The following is a 19,921-nucleotide window of genomic DNA, read 5'->3' on the forward strand; positions in this document are numbered from 1 at the left end:
GTTGCATCCCCCATGGCTACGACTGCGATGACCCTCGACTCCCACGACCAGACGATCGCCGACGGCATCGTCCTCATCGACTTCTGGGCCGACTGGTGCGGCCCGTGCAAGCAGTTCGCTCCGGTCTTCGAGGCCACGAGCGAGAAGAACGCCGACATCACCTTCGCGAAGGTCGACACGGAGGACCAGCAGCAGCTCGCCGCGAGCTACGGCATCTCCTCCATCCCCACCCTCGTGGTGTACCGCGACGGCATCCCGCTGATGGCTCAGCCCGGCGCCCTGCCCGCCCCCGCGCTCGACAACCTGATCGAGCAGGTCCGCGGCCTCGACATGGTCGAGGTGCGCCGCCAGTACGAGGAGGCGAAGGCCGCTCAGGAGGCCGGCGCCGCCCCGCAGGCTTGATCCGCCCGGCGCCTCGACCCGCTCCGCAGGCGGGAGGCGCCCGCAGACGCACGAGAACCCCCGGCAGCCGTGAGGCCGCCGGGGGTTCCGTCGTTCCGAGCCGGGATCAGCCGGTGTTCTGCAGACCCGCCGCGACTCCGTTGACCGCGAGCAGGAGCAGACGCTGGTTCTGCTCCGTCCCGGATCCGCCCGGGTCGGTGCGGAGCGCCTTCAGTGCGCGCAGCTGCAGGAGCGAGAGCGCGTTGACGTACGGGGTGCGCAGGCGCACGGCACGGCCGAGCACGCGGTGGCCCGTGAGCAGGCTCTCCTCGCCGGTGATCGAGAGCACCCACCGGCGGGTGAGCGCCATCTCGTCGAGCACGAGTCCGGCGAGGTCGTCGCGGGAGTCGAGGGCGAGGTAGCGGCGGGCGATGCCCTCGTCGGTCTTCGCGAGCGACATCTCGACGTTGTCGACCATCGTCGTGAACAGCGGCCAGGAGGCGTAGGCCTCGCGGAGCAGGTCGAGGTCGCCGACGGCCTCGAGCGCGCTGCCCAGCCCGAACCAGCCGGTCAGGTTGACGCGGGCCTGGGTCCAGGCGAAGACCCACGGGATCGCTCGCAGGTCCTCGAGCGACTCGACGGAGAGGCCGCGGCGGGCCGGACGCGAGCCGAGGGCGAGCAGGCCCACCTCCTCCTGCGGGGTGACCCGGGCGAACCACGGCGCGAAGCCGTCGGCCTTCACGAGCTCGAAGAAGCGGCGGCGCGACTCGCGGTCCATCGTCGCCGCCACCTCGGCGAAGCGCTCCGCGGCGCCCGCGTTGCGCTCGCCGACCGCGGGGGAGGAGGCGAGCAGCGTCGCTCCCGCCACCTGCTCGATGTGCCGGGTGGCGATGTCCGGGTTGCCGTAGCGGGCGAAGATGACCTCGCCCTGCTCCGTCAGCTTGAAGCGGCCGTCCACCGATCCGGGCGGCTGCGCGAGGACGGCCCGGTTGGCCGGCCCGCCGCCGCGGCCGAGCGCTCCGCCGCGACCGTGGAACAGCGTGAGCACGATGCCCTCGTCGGCCGCCCACTGCGCGATGCGCGCCTGCGCGTCGTAGAGCGCGAGCGTCGCCGAGACCGGTCCGACGTCCTTCGACGAGTCGGAGTAGCCGAGCATCACCTCGAGCCGGTTGCCGGTGGCCGCGAGGCGCGCCTGCACCTGGGGGAGTCGGATCATCTCGGCGAGGATGTCGGTCGAGGCGTCGAGGTCGGCGAAGGTCTCGAAGAGCGGGACCGCGTCGATGATCGGCGGCACGCCGTCGGTCGCCGCCTCGGCCAGTTCGAAGACCGTCCGCAGGTCGTCGGCCGACTGCGTGAAGGAGACGATGTACCGCCTCGCCGCGTCGGTGCCGAAGCGCTCCTGGACCTTCGCGATCGCCCGGAACACCGACAGGACCTCGAGGCCGCGCTCGTCGAGCTCCTCGCCGGCGCGGATCGCGGCGATCGTCTCGCGGTGCACCTTCGAGTGCTGGCGCACCTCGATCTCGGCCAGGTGGAAGCCGAAGGTCTCGAGCTGCCAGACGAAGTCCTGGAGGTCGCCGTAGGCGGCGCGGACGTCCTCGGCCTCGACCAGGGACTCCTGGAGGGTGCGCAGCTCGGCCAGCAGCTCGGCGGCGGCGGAGTAGGCCAGCGGCCCCTCGGAGCGGGTCGCCGCCAGGCGCTCGGCCGCGAAGAGCAGGACGCGGCGGTGCGCCTCGTTGGGCGAGCGCTCGGCGATGTCGGCGGCGAGCTCGGGAGCCCGCTCGACGCAGGAGGCCCAGAGCGCCTCGACGGCGGCCGACGGGGGAGTGGTCGACGCGTCGAGGGTCAGCGCGCGGCCCACGCGGCGGGCGACCCGCTCGAGGCCCATGAGGACGTGCTCGGAGGCGATGTCCACGGCAGCGAGGGTCGTCTCGGCGGTGACGAAGGGATTGCCGTCGCGGTCGCCGCCGATCCAGGTGCCCAGGCGGACGAAGGCCGGCGCGACCGGTGCCCGGGTGCCCGAGCCCTCGCCGAGCAGGGCGTCGTCGAGGCGGCGGTAGACCCGGGGGAGCACCGAGAACAGCGACTCGTCGAAGACGCTCATCGCGGTGCGCACCTCGTCGAGGGGAGTGGGCTTGGACTCGCGCAGCGGAGCGGTGCGCCACAGCGTGTCGACCTCGGCCAGCAGCTTGCGGCGGATCTCCACCAGCACGACGCCGCCCATGCGCGGGTCGTCGCGCTGCTCGAGCAGGTCGCTGATACGGCGGATGGTCGAGGCCACTGCGCGGCGGCGCGCCTCGGTCGGGTGTGCCGTGAGGACCGGGCGGAACTCCAGTCGGGACAGGCGCGCGAACGCCTCGTCCTCCCCGAGCTCCCCGGTCAGCCGGCGCATCGAGGCGAGGATCGAGTCCTCGGGCGACTGCGCGCCGGCGTCGGCCTCGCGCCGGCGCAGCACGCGGACGCGGTGGAACTCCTCCGCCACGTTGACGAGGTGGAAGTAGCAGGTGAACGCCCGGGCGACCTCCTCGGCGCGCTCGAGCGTGAGCGAGGCGACGAACTCCTCCGCCTCCGCGGTCCCGGCCGCGTCGCCGCTGTCGTAGGCGCTGATCGTGAGCGCGCGCAGGCGCTCCACGTCCTCGTAGAGGGAGGGCTCGCCCGACTCGCGGAGCACCTGGCCGAGCAGCTCGCCCAGCAGGTGGACGTCGGCGCGGATCCTCTCGTCGAGCGGAGGCGCGGTCGTCCCGTCGGCGGAGGAGGGGGCGGTGGCGGAGGCGGGTGCTGCGGTCGCGGCGGACGCGTCGGAGAACGGAGGCACGGGAGAGACCTTAGCGGCGGTGCGTATCGAGCACATGACGCCTGCGTCACGATCCGAACTGGAATGATCGAGGGGTGACCGTGACAACCGCACCCCCAGCTCCCGCCGTCCAGACCGAGCAGGCGGCACCCCATGTCGTCGTGCTGTTCGGCGCCGTCGGCGACCTGGCCCGGCGCAAGCTCATCCCGGGGATGGCCCACCTCGCGCTCTCCTCCCTCGCACCGGACCTGCAGATCGTCGGCACCTCGCTCGAGGAGCACGACGACGCCTCGTTCCGCGCCTTCGCGAAGCTGGCCTACGACGAGTTCGGGAGCCGCTCCCTGACGCCGGCGCAGTGGGACGAGTTCGCGTCCAAGCTCCGCTACGTCCCGCAGTCCGCGGGCCCGGCCGCGCTGGCCGCCGCCGTGACCGACGCCGAGGCGGTCCTCGGCCCGGACGTGAGCCGGCTGCACTACCTCAGCGTCCCGCCCAGGGCCGCGCTCTCCGTCGTGCGGATGCTCGCCGAGGCCGGGCTGGTCGAGCGCTCGCGGATCATCATGGAGAAGCCGTTCGGCGTCGACCTCGAGAGCGCGGTCGTCCTCAACGCGGAGCTCCACGAGACCTTCAGCGAGGAGCAGATCTTCCGGATCGACCACTTCCTCGGCAAGGAGCCGGCGCAGAACATCCTGGCCTTCCGCTTCGCCAACGGCCTCTTCGAGCCGATCTGGAACCGCAACTTCATCGATCACGTCCAGATCGACATCCCCGAGCGCCTGACTCTCGACCGCCGCGCCGAGTTCTACGAGTCCACCGGCGCCTACAAGGACATGGTCGTCACCCACCTCTTCCAGGTGCTGGCGTTCATGGCGATGGAGCCGCCGACCGCGCTGGAGCCCCAGGCCATCAGCGAGGAGAAGAACAAGGTCTTCCGCTCGATGCGTCCGCTCAACCCCGAGAACGTGGTGCGCGGCCAGTACATCGGCTACCGCGACGAGCCGGGCGTCGCCGCCGACTCCGAGACCGACACCTTCGTCGCCCTGAAGTGCGAGATCGACAACTGGCGCTGGGCGGGAGTGCCGTTCTACCTCCGCACCGGCAAGCGGATGGCCGAGGGTCAGCGCATCATCTCGATCGCGTTCCGCGAGCCCCCGAAGAGCATGTTCCCGCAGGGCTCCGGAGTCGGTGCCCACGGCCCGGACCACCTCACCTTCGACCTGGCGGACGCCTCGAAGGTCTCGCTCTCGTTCTACGGGAAGCGCCCCGGTCCCGGCATGCGGCTCGACAAGCTGAGCATGCAGTTCGCGCTCCAGGAGACCGACCGCGCGGGCGACGCGCTCGAGGCCTACGAGCGCCTGATCCTCGACGCGATGCGCGGAGACCACACGCTGTTCACCACCGCGGAGGGCATCGAGCGGCTCTGGGAGGTCTCCGCGCCGCTCCTGCAGGATCCGCCGCCCGTCCGTCTCTACGCGCCCGGCTCCTGGGGGCCGAACGCGATCCACCAGCTGATCGCGCCGCACGCCTGGCGCCTGCCGTTCGAGCGGGTCTGGCGCGACAAGCGCTGACCACGCCGCCGTGCGCCCCGCCTAGGCTGGGCGCATGGCGCGCACCGGTGAGGACCGGATCTGGACGGTCCCGAACGTCCTCAGCATGGTGCGTCTCGCGCTGGTGCCGGTGTTCCTCGTGCTCGTGGTCCTCGGCGAGGACGCGCTCGCGCTCCTGACCCTCGTCGTCTCGAGCCTCACCGACTACCTCGACGGCTGGATCGCGCGCCGCTTCGACCAGATGACGCGCCTCGGCCGCGTCCTCGATCCGGCCGCCGACCGCCTCTACATCTTCGCCACCGTCCTGGGCCTCGCGGCCCGCGGACTGGTGCCCTGGTGGCTGGTCGCCGTGCTGCTCGCCCGCGACCTGATGCTCGTGGTCCTGGCGGTCGTCCTGGCGAACAACGGCTACGGACCGCTTCCCGTGCACCACCTGGGGAAATTCGCGACCTTCTGCCTCTTCTACGCGCTCCCGCTGATCATGCTGGGGCAGGCGTTCCCTGCCCTCGCGCCCGCCTCGCTCCCCATCGCCTGGGCCTTCGCGCTGTGGGGCGCGTTCCTCTACTGGTGGGCCGGGATCGTCTACGCCGTCCAGACGCGGGACCTCGTCCTGGGGGTCCGCACAGGTGCTCAGGGGTCCGACGAGGGTCACGATTCGGATACGCTGACCTGATAGGAGGTACGTCTTGGTCGAGCCCGTCGGTGGAGCATCATCCGCCCAGCACAATTCCGTTCCCGGTGAGCCGTCGACGGAGACGACTCTGACGTTCACCGACGACATCGGCGCCCAGCTCGCCGCTCTCGACAACCGCGCGTCGCGCGAGGAGGCCGAGGCCGTCGGCGCTCTGCCCTCGGGATCCGCGCTGCTGGTCGTGCGCCGCGGACCGAACACCGGCGCCCGCTTCCTCCTCGACACCGACTCCACGACGGTCGGCCGTCACCCCGACGCGGGCATCTTCCTCGACGACGTCACGGTCTCACGCCGGCACGCCGAGTTCGTCCGCCGGGGCACGGCGTTCGAGGTCCACGACCTCGGCTCCTTGAACGGCACCTACTTCGACGGGGTCCGGATCGAGTCCGCGATCCTCACTGATGGCTCCGAGGTGCAGGTCGGCAAGTTCCGACTCACCTTCTACGCGTCCCGCGCCGACCTCGTCGCCGCTCCGGACGCGTGAGCCGTGGGCCGCTCCTCCGCGCGCGCCCTCCCCACCGGCTCCGCCGCTCTGCTGAGCATCGGGCAGGTGCTGGCCAGGCTGACCACTGAGTTCCCGGACGTCACCCCGTCCAAGCTGCGCTTCCTCGAGGAGCAGGGGCTCGTCTCGCCGGCCCGCACCGACTCCGGCTACCGCAAGTTCTCGGGCTCCGACGTCGAGCGGCTCCGGATGATCCTCGCGCTGCAGCGCGACCACTACCTCCCCCTCAAGGTCATCCGCGGGTACCTCGACGACATCGACGCCGGACGCGAGCCCGCCCTGCCGGCCGGTGTCGGGGGTCCGAGCGCCTCGCTCCTCGGCCCCGCCACGCGCTTGACCCGCGAGGGCCTCGCGGCCGAGTCCGGTGCCACGCCCGCTCTCGTCCAGGAGGCCATCGCCGCCGGGCTCGTGCGGGGCGGCGACGTGTTCGGGGACGAGGCCGTGACGACGCTCAAGGCGCTCGTCGACCTCGGCCGATCGGGTATCGAGCCCCGTCACCTCCGACCGCTCCGCGTCGCCGTCGAGCGCGAGATGTCGCTCATCGAGAGCGTCGTCGCCTCCAGCGCCCGCCGCGGAGAGGCGTCCGGCTCCGCCGGTGCTGCCGAGAACGCGGTGGGGCTCGCGACCCAGCTGGGCACGATCCGCGGGGCGATGGTGCGCGGCGCCCTCTCGCGGATCGCCCGCTCGTGAGGGCCGCGCCGCCGGCCGACGGGCGGCCCGTGCGACACGCCGCGGCGCCGAGGCCGATGTCGTTTACTCGGCCTGCGCCGGTCGGTACGGTAGGGAGCGCGTTCGGAGGATCCGGCGTCCGGATCCGAGAGGCACAGGGATGAGAGAAGTCAGCCGCGACGTCAGCGGCCAGCGCGACCTCGTCCTGTTCACCGACGGACTGCCCGAGCTCGACGCCGACGCGGGCTACCGCGGGGCCGTCGCGGCGCGCGCCGCGGGGATCACCTACCGTCAGCTCGACTACTGGGCGCGGACCGAGCTCGTCGAGCCCACCGTGCGCGGCGCGTCCGGCTCCGGCACGCAGCGCCTCTACGGCTTCCGCGACATCCTCGTGCTGAAGCTGGTCAAGCGCCTGCTCGACACCGGGATCTCGCTCCAGCAGATCCGCACGGCGGTCAACCAGCTCCGCGAGTCCGGGGTCGACGACCTCGCGCAGACGACCCTGATGAGCGACGGCGCGAGCGTCTACCTCTGCACCTCGAACGACGAGGTCATCGACCTGCTCAGCCGCGGCCAGGGCGTCTTCGGCATCGCCGTCGGCAAGGTCCTCCGCGAGGTCGAGTCGAGCCTCGTCGAGCTCGACCACCAGTCGGTCGACCCTGGCGACGAGCTCGCCCAGCGCCGCGCCTCCCGCCGCGTCGGCTGACCGCCCACCCCTCGCGGGGCGGCCGCTGCTCCGGGGACTCCCGGGTCTCCTCCGCGCGCTCAACTGGTCAGCAGCGGACCCGCCTGCAGCCGTGCTGTGCGAGCAACGGGCGCCACCCGAGTCTCACCGTGCTGGTCGAATGGCGGGCCCCGCCCGCGTGAACCGTCCGCCGGACGCGAGCTCCCCGCCGATCACGCCCGCTCACCCTGCTGGTCCGATGACGGGCTCCGTCCGTGTCCCGCCCTGCGGATCCGACGACGGGCTCCGCCCGCGCATCGAGAGTCCGCGCTGAACTCCGACGCCGAGCGTCCGCCGGCGCCGTCCCTGGCGCTCCTCGGGCACCGAGCATCGCCCGCGTCCCGAGACCTCGAGCCGGAGAAGTCCGGCGGACCTGCCCGCCCTAGGTCGCGGCGGGGACCTGCTCGCCGATGCGACCGGTGCGGATGACGCGGTCGAGCAGCAGGTCGAAGTTGTGCGCCATCTCCTGTGCGCTCTCCCCGGGCCAGACGTGGACTGGCTTCGCCGCACCCTGCGCCTGCTGGAGGGAGGTGCGCTCCGGGAGCTGCGGGCTGAGGACGAGCGGCCCGAACATGTCGCGCAGCTCCTTGATCCGGAACTGGTGCTCCAGCGACTGGACGCGGGCGCGGTTGACGATGATGCCCAGCGGCTGGAGGCGCGGGCTGAGTCCGCGGCGGATCTCCTCGATCGCCCGGAGCGCCCGGTCGGCGGCGGCCACCGAGAACAGGCCCGGCTCCGTGACGACGGCGACGCGGTCGCTCGCGGCCCAGGCAGTGCGGGTCAGGGCGTTGAGCGAGGGGGCGCAGTCGATCAGCACGAGGTCGTAGTCGGCCTCGACGCTAGCGAGGGCCTCCTCGAGCTTCCAGATGTCGCGGATGCTGGGGTGCGGCCCGTCGAAGTTGATCGCGGAGGGGCTGCCGATCAGCACGTCGATCGTGCCGTGGTGCTCCTTGGTCCAGCCGGAGGGGGCGATCGCCGAGCGGACGATCTTCTCCTTCGGCGACGTCAGGACGTCGGCGATGTTGAGGTGGCCGGCGACGTTGATGTCCATTCCGGTCGACACGTCGGACTGGGGATCGAGGTCGACGACCAGCGTTCGCAGGCCCTTCGAGAACGCCGCGGATGCAAGGCCGAGCGTCACCGTGGTCTTGCCGACGCCGCCCTTGAGGGAGCTCACGCTGAGTACATGCATGGCTGACTACTTTACGTTCCTCCGGGCGGCAGAACCTAACCGTTCGCTGCACGCGCCGTCCGCGCCGCCTCCGGAAGCGGGCCGCACTAGCAGTCGGAGCGCGCTCCGACCAAGCCGCCCGGCGCGATCCGGGCCCGCCGGTACACTCGTCCTGAGCGGAAGGAGGCTCGTTCGCATGGATGAGCGCAACGACGAACAGCCCGACACCGACACCGGCACCGGTCCCACGCCGCGGACCGCCATGGACGCGGCTCGGGAATCGGGTCAGTACTCCCCGCGAGCGAGCGACACCGCTCCGACCCTCCTGCCCGACGGCGTGCGGATCACCCCGCCCGGCCCGCGGCGCCGCTCCACCGCCCCCGCTCCGGTCGAGGACGAGGACGCGATCGACGTCGGCCGCCTCGGCCTGCCGCCCTCGCGCTCGCACGCTCTCGTGCCCCCGGAGCCGAGTCCTGCTCCGACCCCCGCACCGGCTCCCGCTCACCCGTCCGGCGCGAACGGACCGGTCTCGGCGGGGATCCCCGCCCGAGCGGAGTCCGCCGAGAAGCCCGCGGCGTCCGAGTCCGCGGGAGAGCCCGCCGTCCCCACGCGCCGCGACCGCCTCCGCGCCGAGTCCTCGAGCGCCGCTCCCGCCCCGTCCGCGCCGAGCGCCGCCGTCCCCGAGTCGGCGTCGATGCTCACCCCGGACAGGCTCCTGGAGGTCAACCGCAAGACCCGCCCCGCTCCCACGGGCGGCTGGCACCGCTTCCTCTACGGCCTGACCTTCCACACGGTCAACCTCGGCGACTCCGCGAAGGTGAAGGCGTGGAAGGCGATGGACGAGCGGATCGGCCGGCAGTTCGAGGGCGGCACCCGCTTCGTCCCGGTCATGACCCGCAAGGGCGGCGTCGGCAAGACGACGGTCACGACGCTCCTGGGCATGGCCCTCGCCGACGCGCGCGAGGACCGCATCATCGCGGTCGACGCGAACCCCGACCGCGGCACCCTGGCCGAGCGCGTCCCCAAGCAGACGCGGGCGACCGTCCGCGATGTCGTGAACCGCGCGGCCGGCGTGACCGGGTTCACCGAGTTCTCGACGATGGTCTCCCGCGACGAGACCCGCCTCGACGTCCTCGCCTCCGACACCGACCCGCAGCTCTCCGAGGCCTTCGACGAGGACGACTACAACGTGGTCGCCGACCTGGTCGAGCGCTTCTACTCGATCATGCTCACCGACTGCGGCACGGGCATCGTGCACTCGGTGATGCGGCCCACGCTGCAGCGCGCCGACACGGTGGTGATCGTCTCGGGCGGCAGCGTCGACGAGGCCCGCCTGGCCTCCGAGACCCTCACCTGGCTGGACGCGAACGGCTACGGCGCCCTGGTGCGCAACGCGGTCGTCGCGCTCAACACGGCGACGCAGGGCACGAGCCTGGTGAAGCTGGAGGAGATCGAGTCGCACTTCCGCTCCCGCGTCCGCGACATCGTCCGCATCCCCTACGACCCGGTGCTCGCCGCCGGATCCGTGGTGAAGTGGGAGCAGCTGCGCGAGGGCACGAAGGACGCCGCACGCCTGCTCGCCGCGCTCGTGGTCGAGGGCATGCCGGTCCGACGTGTCTGAGCCCCGGGGCTCCGGGGCGGCGTCCGCCGCGCACCAGGACCGCACCGACGGGCCCGACGCGTCCACCGACACCTTCGACCTGATCGTCATCGGGGCCGGCTCCGGCAACTCGATCGTCGGTCCGGAGTTCGACGGCCTGCGGGTCGCGATCCTCGACGACGGCGAGTGGTTCGGCGGCACCTGCCTCAACGCCGGCTGCATCCCGACCAAGATGTTCGTCCATGTCGCCGACGTGGTCACCGACGTCGACCAGGGCGCCCCGATCGGCGTCCACTCCCGCCTCCGCCGCCCCGAGTGGGCCGAGGTGCGCGACCGGGTCTTCGGCCGGATCGACGCGATCAGCGAGGGCGGTTTCGAGTACCGCGATCAGCGCTCCCCGAACGTGACCGTCCTCCGCGAGAGCTTCGGCTTCGAGTCGCTCGGAGACGGCGACCGCCCGCACGTCCTCGTCAGCGCCAGCGGTGCCCGCATCAGTGCTCCGCAGGTGGTCGTGGCCGCCGGCTCGCGGCCCAGGCCGCTCCTCGCCGCGTACGAGCCGGACCCCCGCATCCAGGACTCGTCCTCGGTCATGCGGCTCGACGAGCTCCCCGCGCGGATGCTGATCCTCGGCGGCGGCGCCGTGGCCGTCGAGTTCGCCCACGTCTTCTCCTCCTTCGGCACGGCCGTGACCGTCGCCGTCCGCGGCGACCGCCTCCTCCGCGCCCTCGACGAGGACGTCTCGCGCCGGTTCACCGGGATCGCCGCCGAGCGGTACACGGTGCTCACCGGAGTGAGCGCCGAGAGCCTCGACGCCCGCCCTGACGGGCTCCGCGTCGCCCTCAGCGACGGCACGACGGTCGAGACCGACCTGCTCCTCGTCGCCCTCGGCCGCGACCCCAACAGCGACACGGTCGCCGCCGCCTCCGTCGGGATCGATCTGCACGAGGACGGCCGGATCAGCGTCGACACCGAGCAGCGCGTCCTCTCCGGCGGACGCCCCGTGCCCGGCCTCTTCGCCCTCGGCGACGTGTCGTCCCGCTGGCAGCTCAAGCACGTCGCCAACCACGAGGCGCGCCTCGTGGCGCACAACCTCCTGCACCCGGGCGAGCTGCTCTCCAACACCCTCTCGCCGGTGCCCGGCGCGATCTTCGCCCACCCGCAGATCGCCCACTTCGGGCTCACCGCGGCCGAAGCGCGGGACCAGGGCCTGGACGTCGTCACCGTCACCCAGGAGTACGGCTCCACCGCCTTCGGCTGGGCGCTCGAGGACGACTCCAGCGCCTGCCTCCTGGTCGTCGGAATCGACGGCGCCCTCCTCGGCGCGCACATCATCGGGCCGCAGGCCAGTATCCTCATTCAGCCGCTCGTCCAGGCCGCCAGCGCCGGCACCGGCATCCGCGGACTCGCCCGCAGCCAGTACTGGCCGCACCCCGCAGCGAGCGAAGTCGTCGAGAACGCCCTCCTGAGCGCGGAGGAGGCCCTGAGGGAGCGCACCACATGACCGAACGCCAGATCCGCATCTTCGGGGACCCGGTGCTGAAGACCCCGTCCACGACCATCGAGACGGTCGACGCCGGCGTCCGCGGCCTCGTTGAGGACCTCGTCGACAGCGTCAGACCGCCCGGACGCGCCGGCGTCGCAGCCCCCCAGATCGGTGTCAACCTCCGCGCCTTCAGCTACAACGTCGACGGCGTCATCGGGTACATCCTCAACCCCGAGATCATCGAGCTCAGCGGAGACCCGCGACCGGTCGACGAGGGCTGCCTCTCCGTCCCGAACCTCTGGTACCCCGCGATCCGCTACCCGCACGCGAAGGTCCGCGGCACCGACCTCGACGGCAACGAGATCGTCCTCGAAGGCGACGGCCTCATGGCCCAGGCCCTCCAGCACGAATGCGACCACCTCGACGGACGCCTCTACCTCGACCGCCTCTCCCAGGACGACCGCCGCGCCGCCATGAAGGCCGTCCGGGAATCCGACTGGTTCTGAGTTCGATTCCGGGCCGGTCCCTGCCCGGCCCGGCGCGGTCGGCTCAGCGAGGTGGGGGCGTTCCGTGGAGCGTCGTGCGTTCCGCCGACGGTGAAGCGCTGGCACGCGCTTCACCGGATACGGCTGTGTTGGTGGGGAGCCGGTCCTTGCCCGGCTCCACGCAGTCGGCCGCTCGAGGTGGGTGCGTTCCATGGAGCGTCGTGCGTTTCGCCGACGGGAAAGCGCTGGGACGCGCTTTCCCGGATACGGCTGTGTTGGTGGGGAGCCGGTCCTTGCCCGGCTCGGCGCGGTCGGCTTGGCGAGGTGGGGGCGTTTCGTGGAGCGTCGTGCGTTCCGCCGACGGTGAAGCGCTGGCCTGCGCTTCACCAATTACGGCTGTGTTGAGGGGGAGCCGGTCCCTGCCCGGCCCGGCGCGGTCGGCACCGCGACAGGGGCGCGTCGAGGAGAGCGTCGGGCGTTCCGCCGACGGGATAGAGCTGGGCGCGCTGTCTCGGAGGCGGCTGCGATCGGGACGGCCTGCTGGTGACGGCGGGAGAGCGCGGGGTCAGCGGAGGGAGATGCCCTCGGTGGCGGGGGCGGCGGAGTAGACGGCGGCGATGGTGTCGGCGAAGTCGGCGAGGATGACGTTGCGCTTGATGCTCATCTTCGGAGTCAGGTGACCGCTCGCCTCCGTGAACTCGGTCGGGAGGATCACGAACTTCCGGATCGACTCTGCACGGGACACGCGCTCGTTCGCCGCATCGACGGCCCGCTGCACCTCGGCCAGAACGACCGGGTTCACGGCCGCGTCCTCGAGTGAGAGGCCCTTGTCCTGCCCGTTGTTCGCGAGCCACGTCGGCAGCATCTCGGAGTCGAGCGTGACCAGTGCGGCGATGAACGGGCGCTGGTCGCCGACGACGACGACCTGGCCGACCAGCGGGTTCGCGCGGATCGGATCCTCCAGCGCCGCCGGAGCGACGTTCTTGCCGCCGGCGGTGACGATGATCTCCTTCTTCCGCCCGGTGACGCGCAGGTACCCGTCCTCGTCCAGGGTCCCGAGGTCGCCCGTGCGGAACCACTCGCCGTCGAACGACTCGGCCGTCGCCGCCTCGTTGTTCCAGTAGCCGCCGAAGACGTCGATGCCGCGCACCTGGATCTCGCCGTCGCCCGCGATCCGGATCGAGACCCCGGGCATCGCCGGGCCCACCGAGCCGATCTTGAACCGCTCGGTGCGGTTGACGGTGGCGGGCGCCGTCGTCTCCGTGAGGCCGTAGCCCTCGAGGATCTTGATGCCGAGGCTGTGGAAGAAGTGCCCGAGCCGGTCTCCCAGCGGCGCCGAGCCGGACACGGCGAAGCGGACGTTCCCGCCCATGGCGGTGCGCAGCTTCGAGTAGACGAGCCGGTCGAAGAGGAGGAACTGCAGCTTCAGAGCGAGCGGCACCGAGCCCGCCTCGAGTGCCATCGAGTGGGCGACGGCGACGTCGGCCGCGCGGCGGAAGATCTTCCCCTTCCCCCCGGCTTCGGCCTTCTGCTCGGCGGAGTTGTAGACCTTCTCGAACACGCGCGGCACGGCCAGGAGGAACGTCGGCTTGAAGGACGCGAGCGAGGGGAGCAGCTGCCTGGTGTCGGCCTGGTGCCCCACCTTCACCCCGCCGTGCACGCAGAGGATCGCGATGAAGCGGGCGAACACGTGCGCGGTGGTGATGAACAGCAGCGTCGACGCGCCGGGCTGGTGGATCAGCTCCGTCAGGGCGACCGCCGAGTTGCGGCTGAGCTCGACGAAGTTCGAGTGCCGGATGATGCAGCCCTTGGGGCGGCCGGTGGAGCCGGAGGTGTAGATGATCGTCGCGATGTCGGTGCCGGTCGCCATCGAGCGGCGGCGCTCGATCTCGGCGTCCGGCACGTCGCCGCCGCGCGCGACGAGCTTGTCCAGATCGCCCAGCCCGATCTGCCAGGCGAGTCGGACCTCGGGAAGGTCGGCGCGGATCTCGTCGAAGCGGGCGAAGTGCTCGGGGGTCTCGACGATCACGGCGTGCGCGCCGGAGTCGGCGAGGTTCCACTGCACCTGCGCGGGGGAGGAGGTCTCGTACACCGGGACGAGGACCCCGCCGGCGAACCAGACGGCGAAGTCGATCAGCGTCCACTCGTAGCGCGTCTTGCAGATCAGCCCGACCTTCTCGCCCGGCTCGAGGCCGGCGGCGACGAAGCCCTTCGCGAGGGCCGTGACCTGGTCGAGGAACTCCTGCGCCGTCACATCGCGCCAGCCGTCGCCGTCGGGCAGCGCGAAGAGCGGGCGATCGGGCGTCTCGCGGACGCGGTCCAGCAGGAGGGCGGTCGTGTTGGCCTGGGGATCGGCCGGAACCACCAGGGGGGAATCGAACTGGTCCACGGCAACTCCTTCGGTACCTGAATGAACGTCGTCTCCACCCTACCGGCGCGGCGCAAGCTGTGGATCCGTTCAGGGTAACGATCCAGGGGTGGCTCCGCGAGGAGGGCCGACACGCGTCGCCGGGTCTCGCCGCTGAGCCGCATCGGAGCGCTCGCGGTCACTACACTCGTCCTGGCCGCCGCTCAGGGCGGCCCGCCGACGCTGCCGCGCCGGTGGCGACGGGAAGGCGGTTCGCGTGCACGCGATCGGGATCGACATCGGCGGCACGAAGATCGCCGGAGCCCTGGTCGACGAGTTCGGGGGGATCCTCCGCGAGGACCGTCGGCCCACTCCCGCCGGGCACCCCGAGCTGATCGTCGACGTCGTGGTCGAGATGGTCGAGCATCTGCGCTCCGGCCTGCTCCCGGGAGACGTCTCCGCGGTCGGAGTCGCCGCCGCCGGCTTCATCGACGCCTCGCAGTCGATCGTCTACTACGCCCCGAACATCAACTGGCGCAACGAGCCCTTCCGCGAGAAGCTCTCGGCCCGCATCGACCTGCCGATCATCATCGAGAACGATGCGAACGCCGCCGGCTGGGCCGAGTTCCGCTACGGCTCGGGCCGCCTCGTCAGCGACATGCTGATGCTCACCATCGGAACCGGAGTGGGTGGCGCGATCGTCATCAACGACCGGCTCCTGCGCGGCGGCTTCGGCGCAGCGGCCGAGATCGGGCACATGCGCGTCGTCCCCGGAGGCCTGCCCTGCGGCTGCGGCGCCCGCGGCTGCATCGAGCAGTACGGCTCGGGCCGCGCGCTCCAGCGCTTCGCCGGCGAGCTGGCCGACGCGGGCGGGATCGGCCAGGGCATCGCCGACGCCCGCGCCCGCAACGGCGGCGAGCTGAACGGCCACCTCATCTCCGAGCTGATCACCGCCGGCGACCTCGGCGCCCTCGCGGCGCTGCGACAGCTCGGCCACTGGCTGGGCGAGGCGGCGGCCAGCCTGAGCGCCGTCCTCGACCCGCAGATGTTCGTCATCGGCGGCGGAGTGGCGCAGGCGGGCGACCTCCTGCTGGACCCCATCCGCCAGGCCTACCTCGACAACCTCCCCGCCCGGGGCTACCACCCCGAGCCCGAGTTCCGCATCGCGGAGCTCGTCAACGACGCCGGAGTCGTGGGGGCCGCCGACCTGGCGCGCCTGCACGCGAGCTCCCTCTAGCGGCACCCGCCGCACCCGATCCGCCGCACCGCCGAGGAGCCCGATGTTCTACTGGTTCATGAAGCACATCGTCGCGGGCCCGCTCCTGAAGACGATCTTCCGGCCGTGGGTGGTCGGTGCCGACAAGGTGCCGCAGAACGGCGGCGTGATCCTCGCGAGCAACCACCTCTCCTTCATCGACTCCGTGATCCTCCCGCTGGTGATCGAGCGGAACATGGTCTTCCTCGCCAAGAGCGACTACTTCACCGGCAAGGGCCTCAAGGGCTGGGCGACGCGGACGTTCTTCACCGCCACGGGGATGCTGCCCATCGACCGCTCCGGCGGCAAGGCGTCGGAGGCCTCGCTCAACACGGGACTCCGCGTCCTCGCGGGCGGCCACGCCCTGGGCATCTATCCCGAGGGCACGCGCAGCCCCGACGGCCGCATGTACCGCGGCCGCACCGGAGTCGCCCGCATGGTCCTCGAGGCCCGCGTGCCCGTCATCCCGGTCGCCATGATCGACACGGCGCGCATCATGCCCATCGGCAAGCGCCTGCCGAAGCTGGGCCGCATCGGCATCGTCTTCGGGGAGCCGCTCGACTTCAGCCGCTTCGAGGGCATGGAGGGCGACCGGTTCATCCTCCGCTCGATCACCGACGAGATCATGTACGAGCTCCTCGCCCTGAGCGGCCAGGAGTACCTCGACGTCTACGCGACCTCGGTCAAGGAGAAGCGCGCGGCCCTCACCCGCTGAGCGCGCGCTCGACGCCGGGGCCCCCTCCCGGCCGAGCGCCCTGCCAGGCGATAAGCTCGTCAACCGCTGCCGTCCGTCCGGACGGAGGCCCTCCGCGCGCCGCTGGCGCCCGTCAGAACCGGGAACACCCTCGTGGTCATCGATCCGAACGAACCGTACGTCCTCGCCGCCCCCTCCGTGGTCGCCGGCCTGGACTATTGGCGCGAGCTCGAGATCAAGCAGCAGCCGCAGTGGCCCGATGCGGAGGCCGTGCGAGCGGCGTCCGCCGAGGTGGCCGCGCTCCCTCCGCTGGTCTTCGCCGGCGAGGTGGACCAGCTCCGCGAGCGTCTCGGAGCCGCGGCCCGCGGCGAGGCGTTCCTCCTGCAGGGCGGCGACTGCGCCGAGACCTTCGCCGGAGCGACCGCCGAGCAGATCCGGAACCGCGTCAAGACCGTGCTGCAGATGGCCGTCGTCCTGACCTACGGCGCGAGCATGCCCGTCATCAAGATGGGCCGGATGGCCGGCCAGTTCGCGAAGCCGCGCTCGAGCGACCTCGAGACCCGCGGCGACGTGACCCTGCCCGCCTACCGCGGCGACATCGTCAACGGCTACGACTTCACCCCGGAGTCGCGCGCCGCGGACCCGCGCCGCATCGTGCAGGGCTACCACACCGCCGCCTCGACGCTGAACCTCATCCGCGCCTTCACGCAGGGCGGATTCGCCGACCTGCGCCTCGTCCACTACTGGAACAAGGGCTTCACCGAGAACCCGCAGAACCAGCGCTACGAGCAGCTGGCCCGCGAGATCGACCGCGCGGTCAAGTTCATGGTGGCGTGCGGGGCCGACTTCGAGGGCATGAAGCGCACCGAGTTCTACACCGGCCACGAGGGCCTGCTGATGGACTACGAGCGCCCCATGACGCGCATCGACTCGCGGACCGGCACGCCGTACAACACCTCCAGCCACTTCATCTGGATCGGCGAGCGCACCCGCGAGCTCGACGGCGCGCATGTCGACTTCCTGTCGCGGGTGCGCAACCCGATCGGCGTGAAGCTCGGCCCGTCGACCACGCCCGAGACGATGCTCGAGCTGATCGACAAGCTCGACCCCGAGCGGGAGCCCGGCCGCCTCACCTTCATCACCCGCATGGGTGCCGGGAGGATCCGCGACGCCCTCCCGCCGCTGCTCGAGGCCGTCAAGCGGAGCGACGCCCTGCCGCTGTGGGTGACCGATCCGATGCACGGCAACGGCCTGACGACGCCGACCGGCTACAAGACCCGTCGCTTCGACGACGTGGTCGACGAGGTCAAGGGCTTCTTCGAGGCGCACCGCGCCGCGGGGACGCACCCGGGCGGCATCCACGTCGAGCTCACGGGCGACGACGTCACCGAGTGCCTCGGCGGCTCGGAGCACATCGACGAGGCGACGCTCGCCACCCGGTACGAGTCGGTCTGCGACCCGCGCCTCAACCACATGCAGTCGCTCGAGCTCGCGTTCCTCGTGGCGGAGGAGCTCCGGGGCCGCGCGATCTGATCCGACCCCGACCGCCGGTCGAGTCTTCGTTGAGGGCTCGACCGGCGGCGTCAGGTCGTGATGGTGATCGACAGCTGGATCGTCGTGCCGCGCTGCACGAGATCGCCGGCCTTGTTGGACTGGTTCGTGACCTTGGTCAGCTCGTTCGGCGCCGCGTCGATCAGCGGGCCGAGCGTCGTCAGGGAGTAGCTCCACGACAGGTCCGCCGCCTCGAGGGCCGCCTTCGCCTCGTCGCGGTTCATCCCCACGACGTTCGGCACGGCGACGGGCTCGGGCCCCTTCGACACGACGACCGAGACGGTGTCGCCGGTCACGGCGGGCGCCTCCGGGTTCGCCTGCGTGAGGACGACGCCCGCGGCCACGGTGTCGCTCCAGTCCTCGCCGCTGCGGTCGAGGGCGAGACCGGCCGCCTCCGCCTTCGCCGTCGCGTCGTCGATCGAGAGGCCGACGACGTTCGGGATCGGTCCGAGGCTCACCACCATCGCGATGGTGCTGGTCTCGGACATCGTCTCGGGCAGCGCCGATCCGTCAGGCAGCGAGGCGGAGACGACCACACCCGCGTCGACGTCGGCGTCGAAGATCTTCGAGACGTCGCCGACGGTGAAGGAGCCGCCCGTCACCGCGGCGGCAGCGTCGGCCTCCGAGAGGCCGGCGAGCGACGGGACCGGCAGCTGGCGCGGCCCGCTCGAGACGGTCAGCGTGATGACGGAGCCCTTGTGCACCCCCTGCCCGCCGGGCGGATCGGAGCTCACCACCGTCCCCGCGGGCACGGTGAGGTCGGGCGTCTCCTGCGGCTGCACCTCGAAGCCCTGCGCCTGCAGCTGGGCCGTCGCGTCCTGCTGCGACTGGCTGACGACGTCCGGGATCGACACGATCGCGCCGGGTCCCTCGCCGAACCACCAGGCCGTCCCGCCGCCGATGAGCGCCAGGAGGAGGACGACCACCGTGAGCAGGACGCCGCGGCGCCGTCGGACGCGGCGCCTGCTCGCGAGCCGGGCGACGGTGTCGTCGTCCTCGTCGACCACGAGCACCGCTCCGGGGGCCGGCGCCGGGTCGAAGACCGAGGTCTGCCCGGGCTCCGCCGTATCGAAGACGGCCGTCGCGGGCGCCGGATCGGCGACGGGCGCCGGGAGCGGGGTGACCGCCTGCGTGTCGCCGCGGCGGTCGCTCGGTGTGATGCCCATGAGCCGCTCGGCCTCGAGCAGCTGCGCGAGCATGACACCGGCGTCGCGGGGCCGCATGTCCGGGTCGCGCTCGGTCGCCCAGAGGACGAGCTCGTCGAGCGAGGTGGGGACGGAGGCGACCGACGCGCTGGGGTACGGGACGGAGTCGTTCGCGTGCTGGTACGCGATCTGCATCGGCTGCTCGCCCGTGAAGGGCTGCTCTCCGGTGAGCATCTCGTAGATCATGATCCCGATGGCGTAGATGTCGCTGCGGGTGTCGGCGGTGCCCCGCGTGACCAGCTCGGGGGAGAGGTAGGCGATCGTGCCGAGGAGGGCCTGACCGGAGGCGGTGTTGGCGGAGGCGGCGCGCGCGAGGCCGAAGTCGCCGATCTTGATCCGGCCGTCGTCGGCGAGGAGCACGTTCTCGGGCTTGAGGTCGCGGTGGAGGATCCCGGCGCGGTGCGCGGCGGCGAGACCCGAGAGCACGGAGTGCATGATGTCGACGACCTGCTGGGCGGTCAGCCGGCCGCGCTCCTTGAGCAGGTCGCGCAGGGTGATCCCGGGGAGGTACTCCATCACCAGGTAGGCCATGTCCGAGTCCTGGCCCTGGTCGAAGACGCTGACCACGTTCGGGTGGGCGAGACGGGCGGCGGAGCGCGCCTCCTGGACGAAGCGGTTCTTGAACGTCGCGTCGTCGGAGAGGTGGCCGTGCATGACCTTCATCGCCACGCGGCGCTCGAGGCGCTGGTCGTGCGCGAGGTAGACCGTCGCCATGCCGCCGCGGGCGATCCTCGAGCGCACCTCGTACCGGCCGTCGACGAGACGGCCGAGGAGAGGGTCGAGCTGGCTGGTGGTCACGCGACGAGTCTAGGCAAGACCCCCGGG

The 19,921-nt window shown here is 71.8% G+C and carries 16 protein-coding genes; 12 read left to right on the forward strand and 4 right to left on the reverse strand.

Translation table 11 applies throughout. The features are described 5' to 3' along the window. Positions 1 to 12: 12 nt before the first annotated feature. Positions 13 to 402, forward strand: coding sequence for a thioredoxin (gene trxA, locus C5B92_RS09110; RefSeq protein ID WP_104225382.1), 390 nt, complete (start codon positions 13 to 15; stop codon positions 400 to 402). A gap of 106 nt (positions 403 to 508) precedes the next feature. Here trxA and C5B92_RS09115 read toward each other — a convergent pair whose 3' ends face one another. After that, positions 509 to 3,196: a phosphoenolpyruvate carboxylase gene (locus tag C5B92_RS09115; RefSeq protein WP_374952926.1), complete on the reverse strand. Its 2,688-nt coding sequence runs from the start codon at positions 3,194 to 3,196 to the stop codon at positions 509 to 511. An 80-nt stretch (positions 3,197 to 3,276) separates the two neighbouring features. Here C5B92_RS09115 and zwf point away from each other — a divergent pair, with 80 nt between their 5' ends. The 5 genes from zwf to C5B92_RS09140 all read left to right on the forward strand — a co-directional run bounded on the left by zwf (position 3,277) and on the right by C5B92_RS09140 (position 7,287). After that, on the forward strand, positions 3,277 to 4,740 hold the full coding sequence (gene zwf / locus C5B92_RS09120) for a glucose-6-phosphate dehydrogenase (protein WP_104225448.1): 1,464 nt from the start codon (positions 3,277 to 3,279) through the stop codon (positions 4,738 to 4,740). Positions 4,741 to 4,774: 34 nt separating this feature from the next. Continuing rightward, positions 4,775 to 5,392 (forward strand): CDP-alcohol phosphatidyltransferase family protein, encoded by a 618-nt coding sequence (locus C5B92_RS09125; RefSeq protein ID WP_104222572.1) that lies wholly within the window; start codon positions 4,775 to 4,777, stop codon positions 5,390 to 5,392. Positions 5,393 to 5,405: 13 nt separating this feature from the next. Next, positions 5,406 to 5,894, forward strand: coding sequence for an FHA domain-containing protein (locus C5B92_RS09130; RefSeq protein ID WP_104222573.1), 489 nt, complete (start codon positions 5,406 to 5,408; stop codon positions 5,892 to 5,894). A 3-nt stretch (positions 5,895 to 5,897) separates the two neighbouring features. Then, a complete protein-coding gene (locus tag C5B92_RS09135) occupies positions 5,898 to 6,602 on the forward strand; it encodes a MerR family transcriptional regulator (protein WP_104255486.1) in 705 nt (234 codons plus the stop codon). Between the two features lie 139 nt (positions 6,603 to 6,741). Then, positions 6,742 to 7,287, forward strand: coding sequence for a MerR family transcriptional regulator (locus C5B92_RS09140; RefSeq protein WP_104222575.1), 546 nt, complete (start codon positions 6,742 to 6,744; stop codon positions 7,285 to 7,287). 400 nt (positions 7,288 to 7,687) lie between these two features. Here C5B92_RS09140 and C5B92_RS09145 read toward each other — a convergent pair whose 3' ends face one another. Continuing rightward, positions 7,688 to 8,497 carry a ParA family protein gene (locus C5B92_RS09145; protein WP_104222576.1) on the reverse strand — a complete coding sequence of 270 codons (810 nt, stop codon included), beginning with the start codon at positions 8,495 to 8,497 and terminating at the stop codon, positions 7,688 to 7,690. A 175-nt stretch (positions 8,498 to 8,672) separates the two neighbouring features. Here C5B92_RS09145 and C5B92_RS09150 point away from each other — a divergent pair, with 175 nt between their 5' ends. From C5B92_RS09150 to def, 3 genes are read left to right on the forward strand one after another with little or no spacing between them, the layout of a single operon-like run. After that, on the forward strand, positions 8,673 to 10,097 hold the full coding sequence (locus C5B92_RS09150; RefSeq protein ID WP_258061321.1) for a MinD/ParA family protein: 1,425 nt from the start codon (positions 8,673 to 8,675) through the stop codon (positions 10,095 to 10,097). Further along, complete coding sequence (locus C5B92_RS09155; RefSeq protein ID WP_104350313.1) at positions 10,090 to 11,577, forward strand: mycothione reductase; 1,488 nt, start codon at positions 10,090 to 10,092, stop codon at positions 11,575 to 11,577. The genes C5B92_RS09150 and C5B92_RS09155 overlap by 8 nt, the downstream gene beginning before the upstream one ends. After that, positions 11,574 to 12,065, forward strand: coding sequence for a peptide deformylase (def, locus tag C5B92_RS09160; protein ID WP_104225378.1), 492 nt, complete (start codon positions 11,574 to 11,576; stop codon positions 12,063 to 12,065). The genes C5B92_RS09155 and def overlap by 4 nt, the downstream gene beginning before the upstream one ends. Before the next feature lie 544 nt (positions 12,066 to 12,609). On the opposite strand, the gene C5B92_RS09165 is transcribed toward def, so the two are convergent. Next, positions 12,610 to 14,433, reverse strand: a complete 1,824-nt coding sequence (locus tag C5B92_RS09165) for a long-chain fatty acid--CoA ligase (protein WP_104274101.1) — start codon at positions 14,431 to 14,433, stop codon at positions 12,610 to 12,612. Between the two features lie 235 nt (positions 14,434 to 14,668). Between C5B92_RS09165 and C5B92_RS09170 the strand changes: the two genes are divergently transcribed. From C5B92_RS09170 to C5B92_RS09180, 3 genes are all read left to right on the forward strand, one after another. After that, positions 14,669 to 15,628 carry an ROK family glucokinase gene (locus C5B92_RS09170; protein WP_104222580.1) on the forward strand — a complete coding sequence of 320 codons (960 nt, stop codon included), beginning with the start codon at positions 14,669 to 14,671 and terminating at the stop codon, positions 15,626 to 15,628. A 43-nt stretch (positions 15,629 to 15,671) separates the two neighbouring features. Then, the gene (locus C5B92_RS09175) at positions 15,672 to 16,361 is read left to right on the forward strand and encodes a 1-acyl-sn-glycerol-3-phosphate acyltransferase (RefSeq protein ID WP_104222581.1); all 690 of its coding nucleotides are present in this window, start codon (positions 15,672 to 15,674) and stop codon (positions 16,359 to 16,361) included. 177 nt (positions 16,362 to 16,538) lie between these two features. Next, positions 16,539 to 17,873 carry a class II 3-deoxy-7-phosphoheptulonate synthase gene (locus tag C5B92_RS09180; RefSeq protein WP_104222617.1) on the forward strand — a complete coding sequence of 445 codons (1,335 nt, stop codon included), beginning with the start codon at positions 16,539 to 16,541 and terminating at the stop codon, positions 17,871 to 17,873. Between the two features lie 50 nt (positions 17,874 to 17,923). Here the strand turns inward: C5B92_RS09180 and pknB are convergent, their stop codons facing one another. Further along, the gene (gene pknB, locus C5B92_RS09185; protein ID WP_104350314.1) at positions 17,924 to 19,894 is read right to left on the reverse strand and encodes a Stk1 family PASTA domain-containing Ser/Thr kinase; all 1,971 of its coding nucleotides are present in this window, start codon (positions 19,892 to 19,894) and stop codon (positions 17,924 to 17,926) included. Between the last annotated feature and the right edge of the window lie 27 nt (positions 19,895 to 19,921).

The organism is Rathayibacter sp. AY1A4, from assembly GCF_002930955.1.
GTDB lineage: Bacteria > Actinomycetota > Actinomycetes > Actinomycetales > Microbacteriaceae > Rathayibacter.

Excerpts from the sequence above, each read along its gene's own strand:
- trxA (WP_104225382.1), top strand. The coding sequence starts at position 13 with ATGGCTACGACTGCGATGACCCTCGACTCCCACGACCAGACGATCGCC.
- C5B92_RS09125 (WP_104222572.1), top strand. The coding sequence starts at position 4,775 with ATGGCGCGCACCGGTGAGGACCGGATCTGGACGGTCCCGAACGTCCTC.
- C5B92_RS09140 (WP_104222575.1), top strand. The coding sequence starts at position 6,742 with ATGAGAGAAGTCAGCCGCGACGTCAGCGGCCAGCGCGACCTCGTCCTG.
- C5B92_RS09145 (WP_104222576.1), bottom strand. The coding sequence starts at position 8,497 with ATGCATGTACTCAGCGTGAGCTCCCTCAAGGGCGGCGTCGGCAAGACC.
- C5B92_RS09150 (WP_258061321.1), top strand. The coding sequence starts at position 8,673 with ATGGATGAGCGCAACGACGAACAGCCCGACACCGACACCGGCACCGGT.
- def (WP_104225378.1), top strand. The coding sequence starts at position 11,574 with ATGACCGAACGCCAGATCCGCATCTTCGGGGACCCGGTGCTGAAGACC.
- C5B92_RS09175 (WP_104222581.1), top strand. The coding sequence starts at position 15,672 with ATGTTCTACTGGTTCATGAAGCACATCGTCGCGGGCCCGCTCCTGAAG.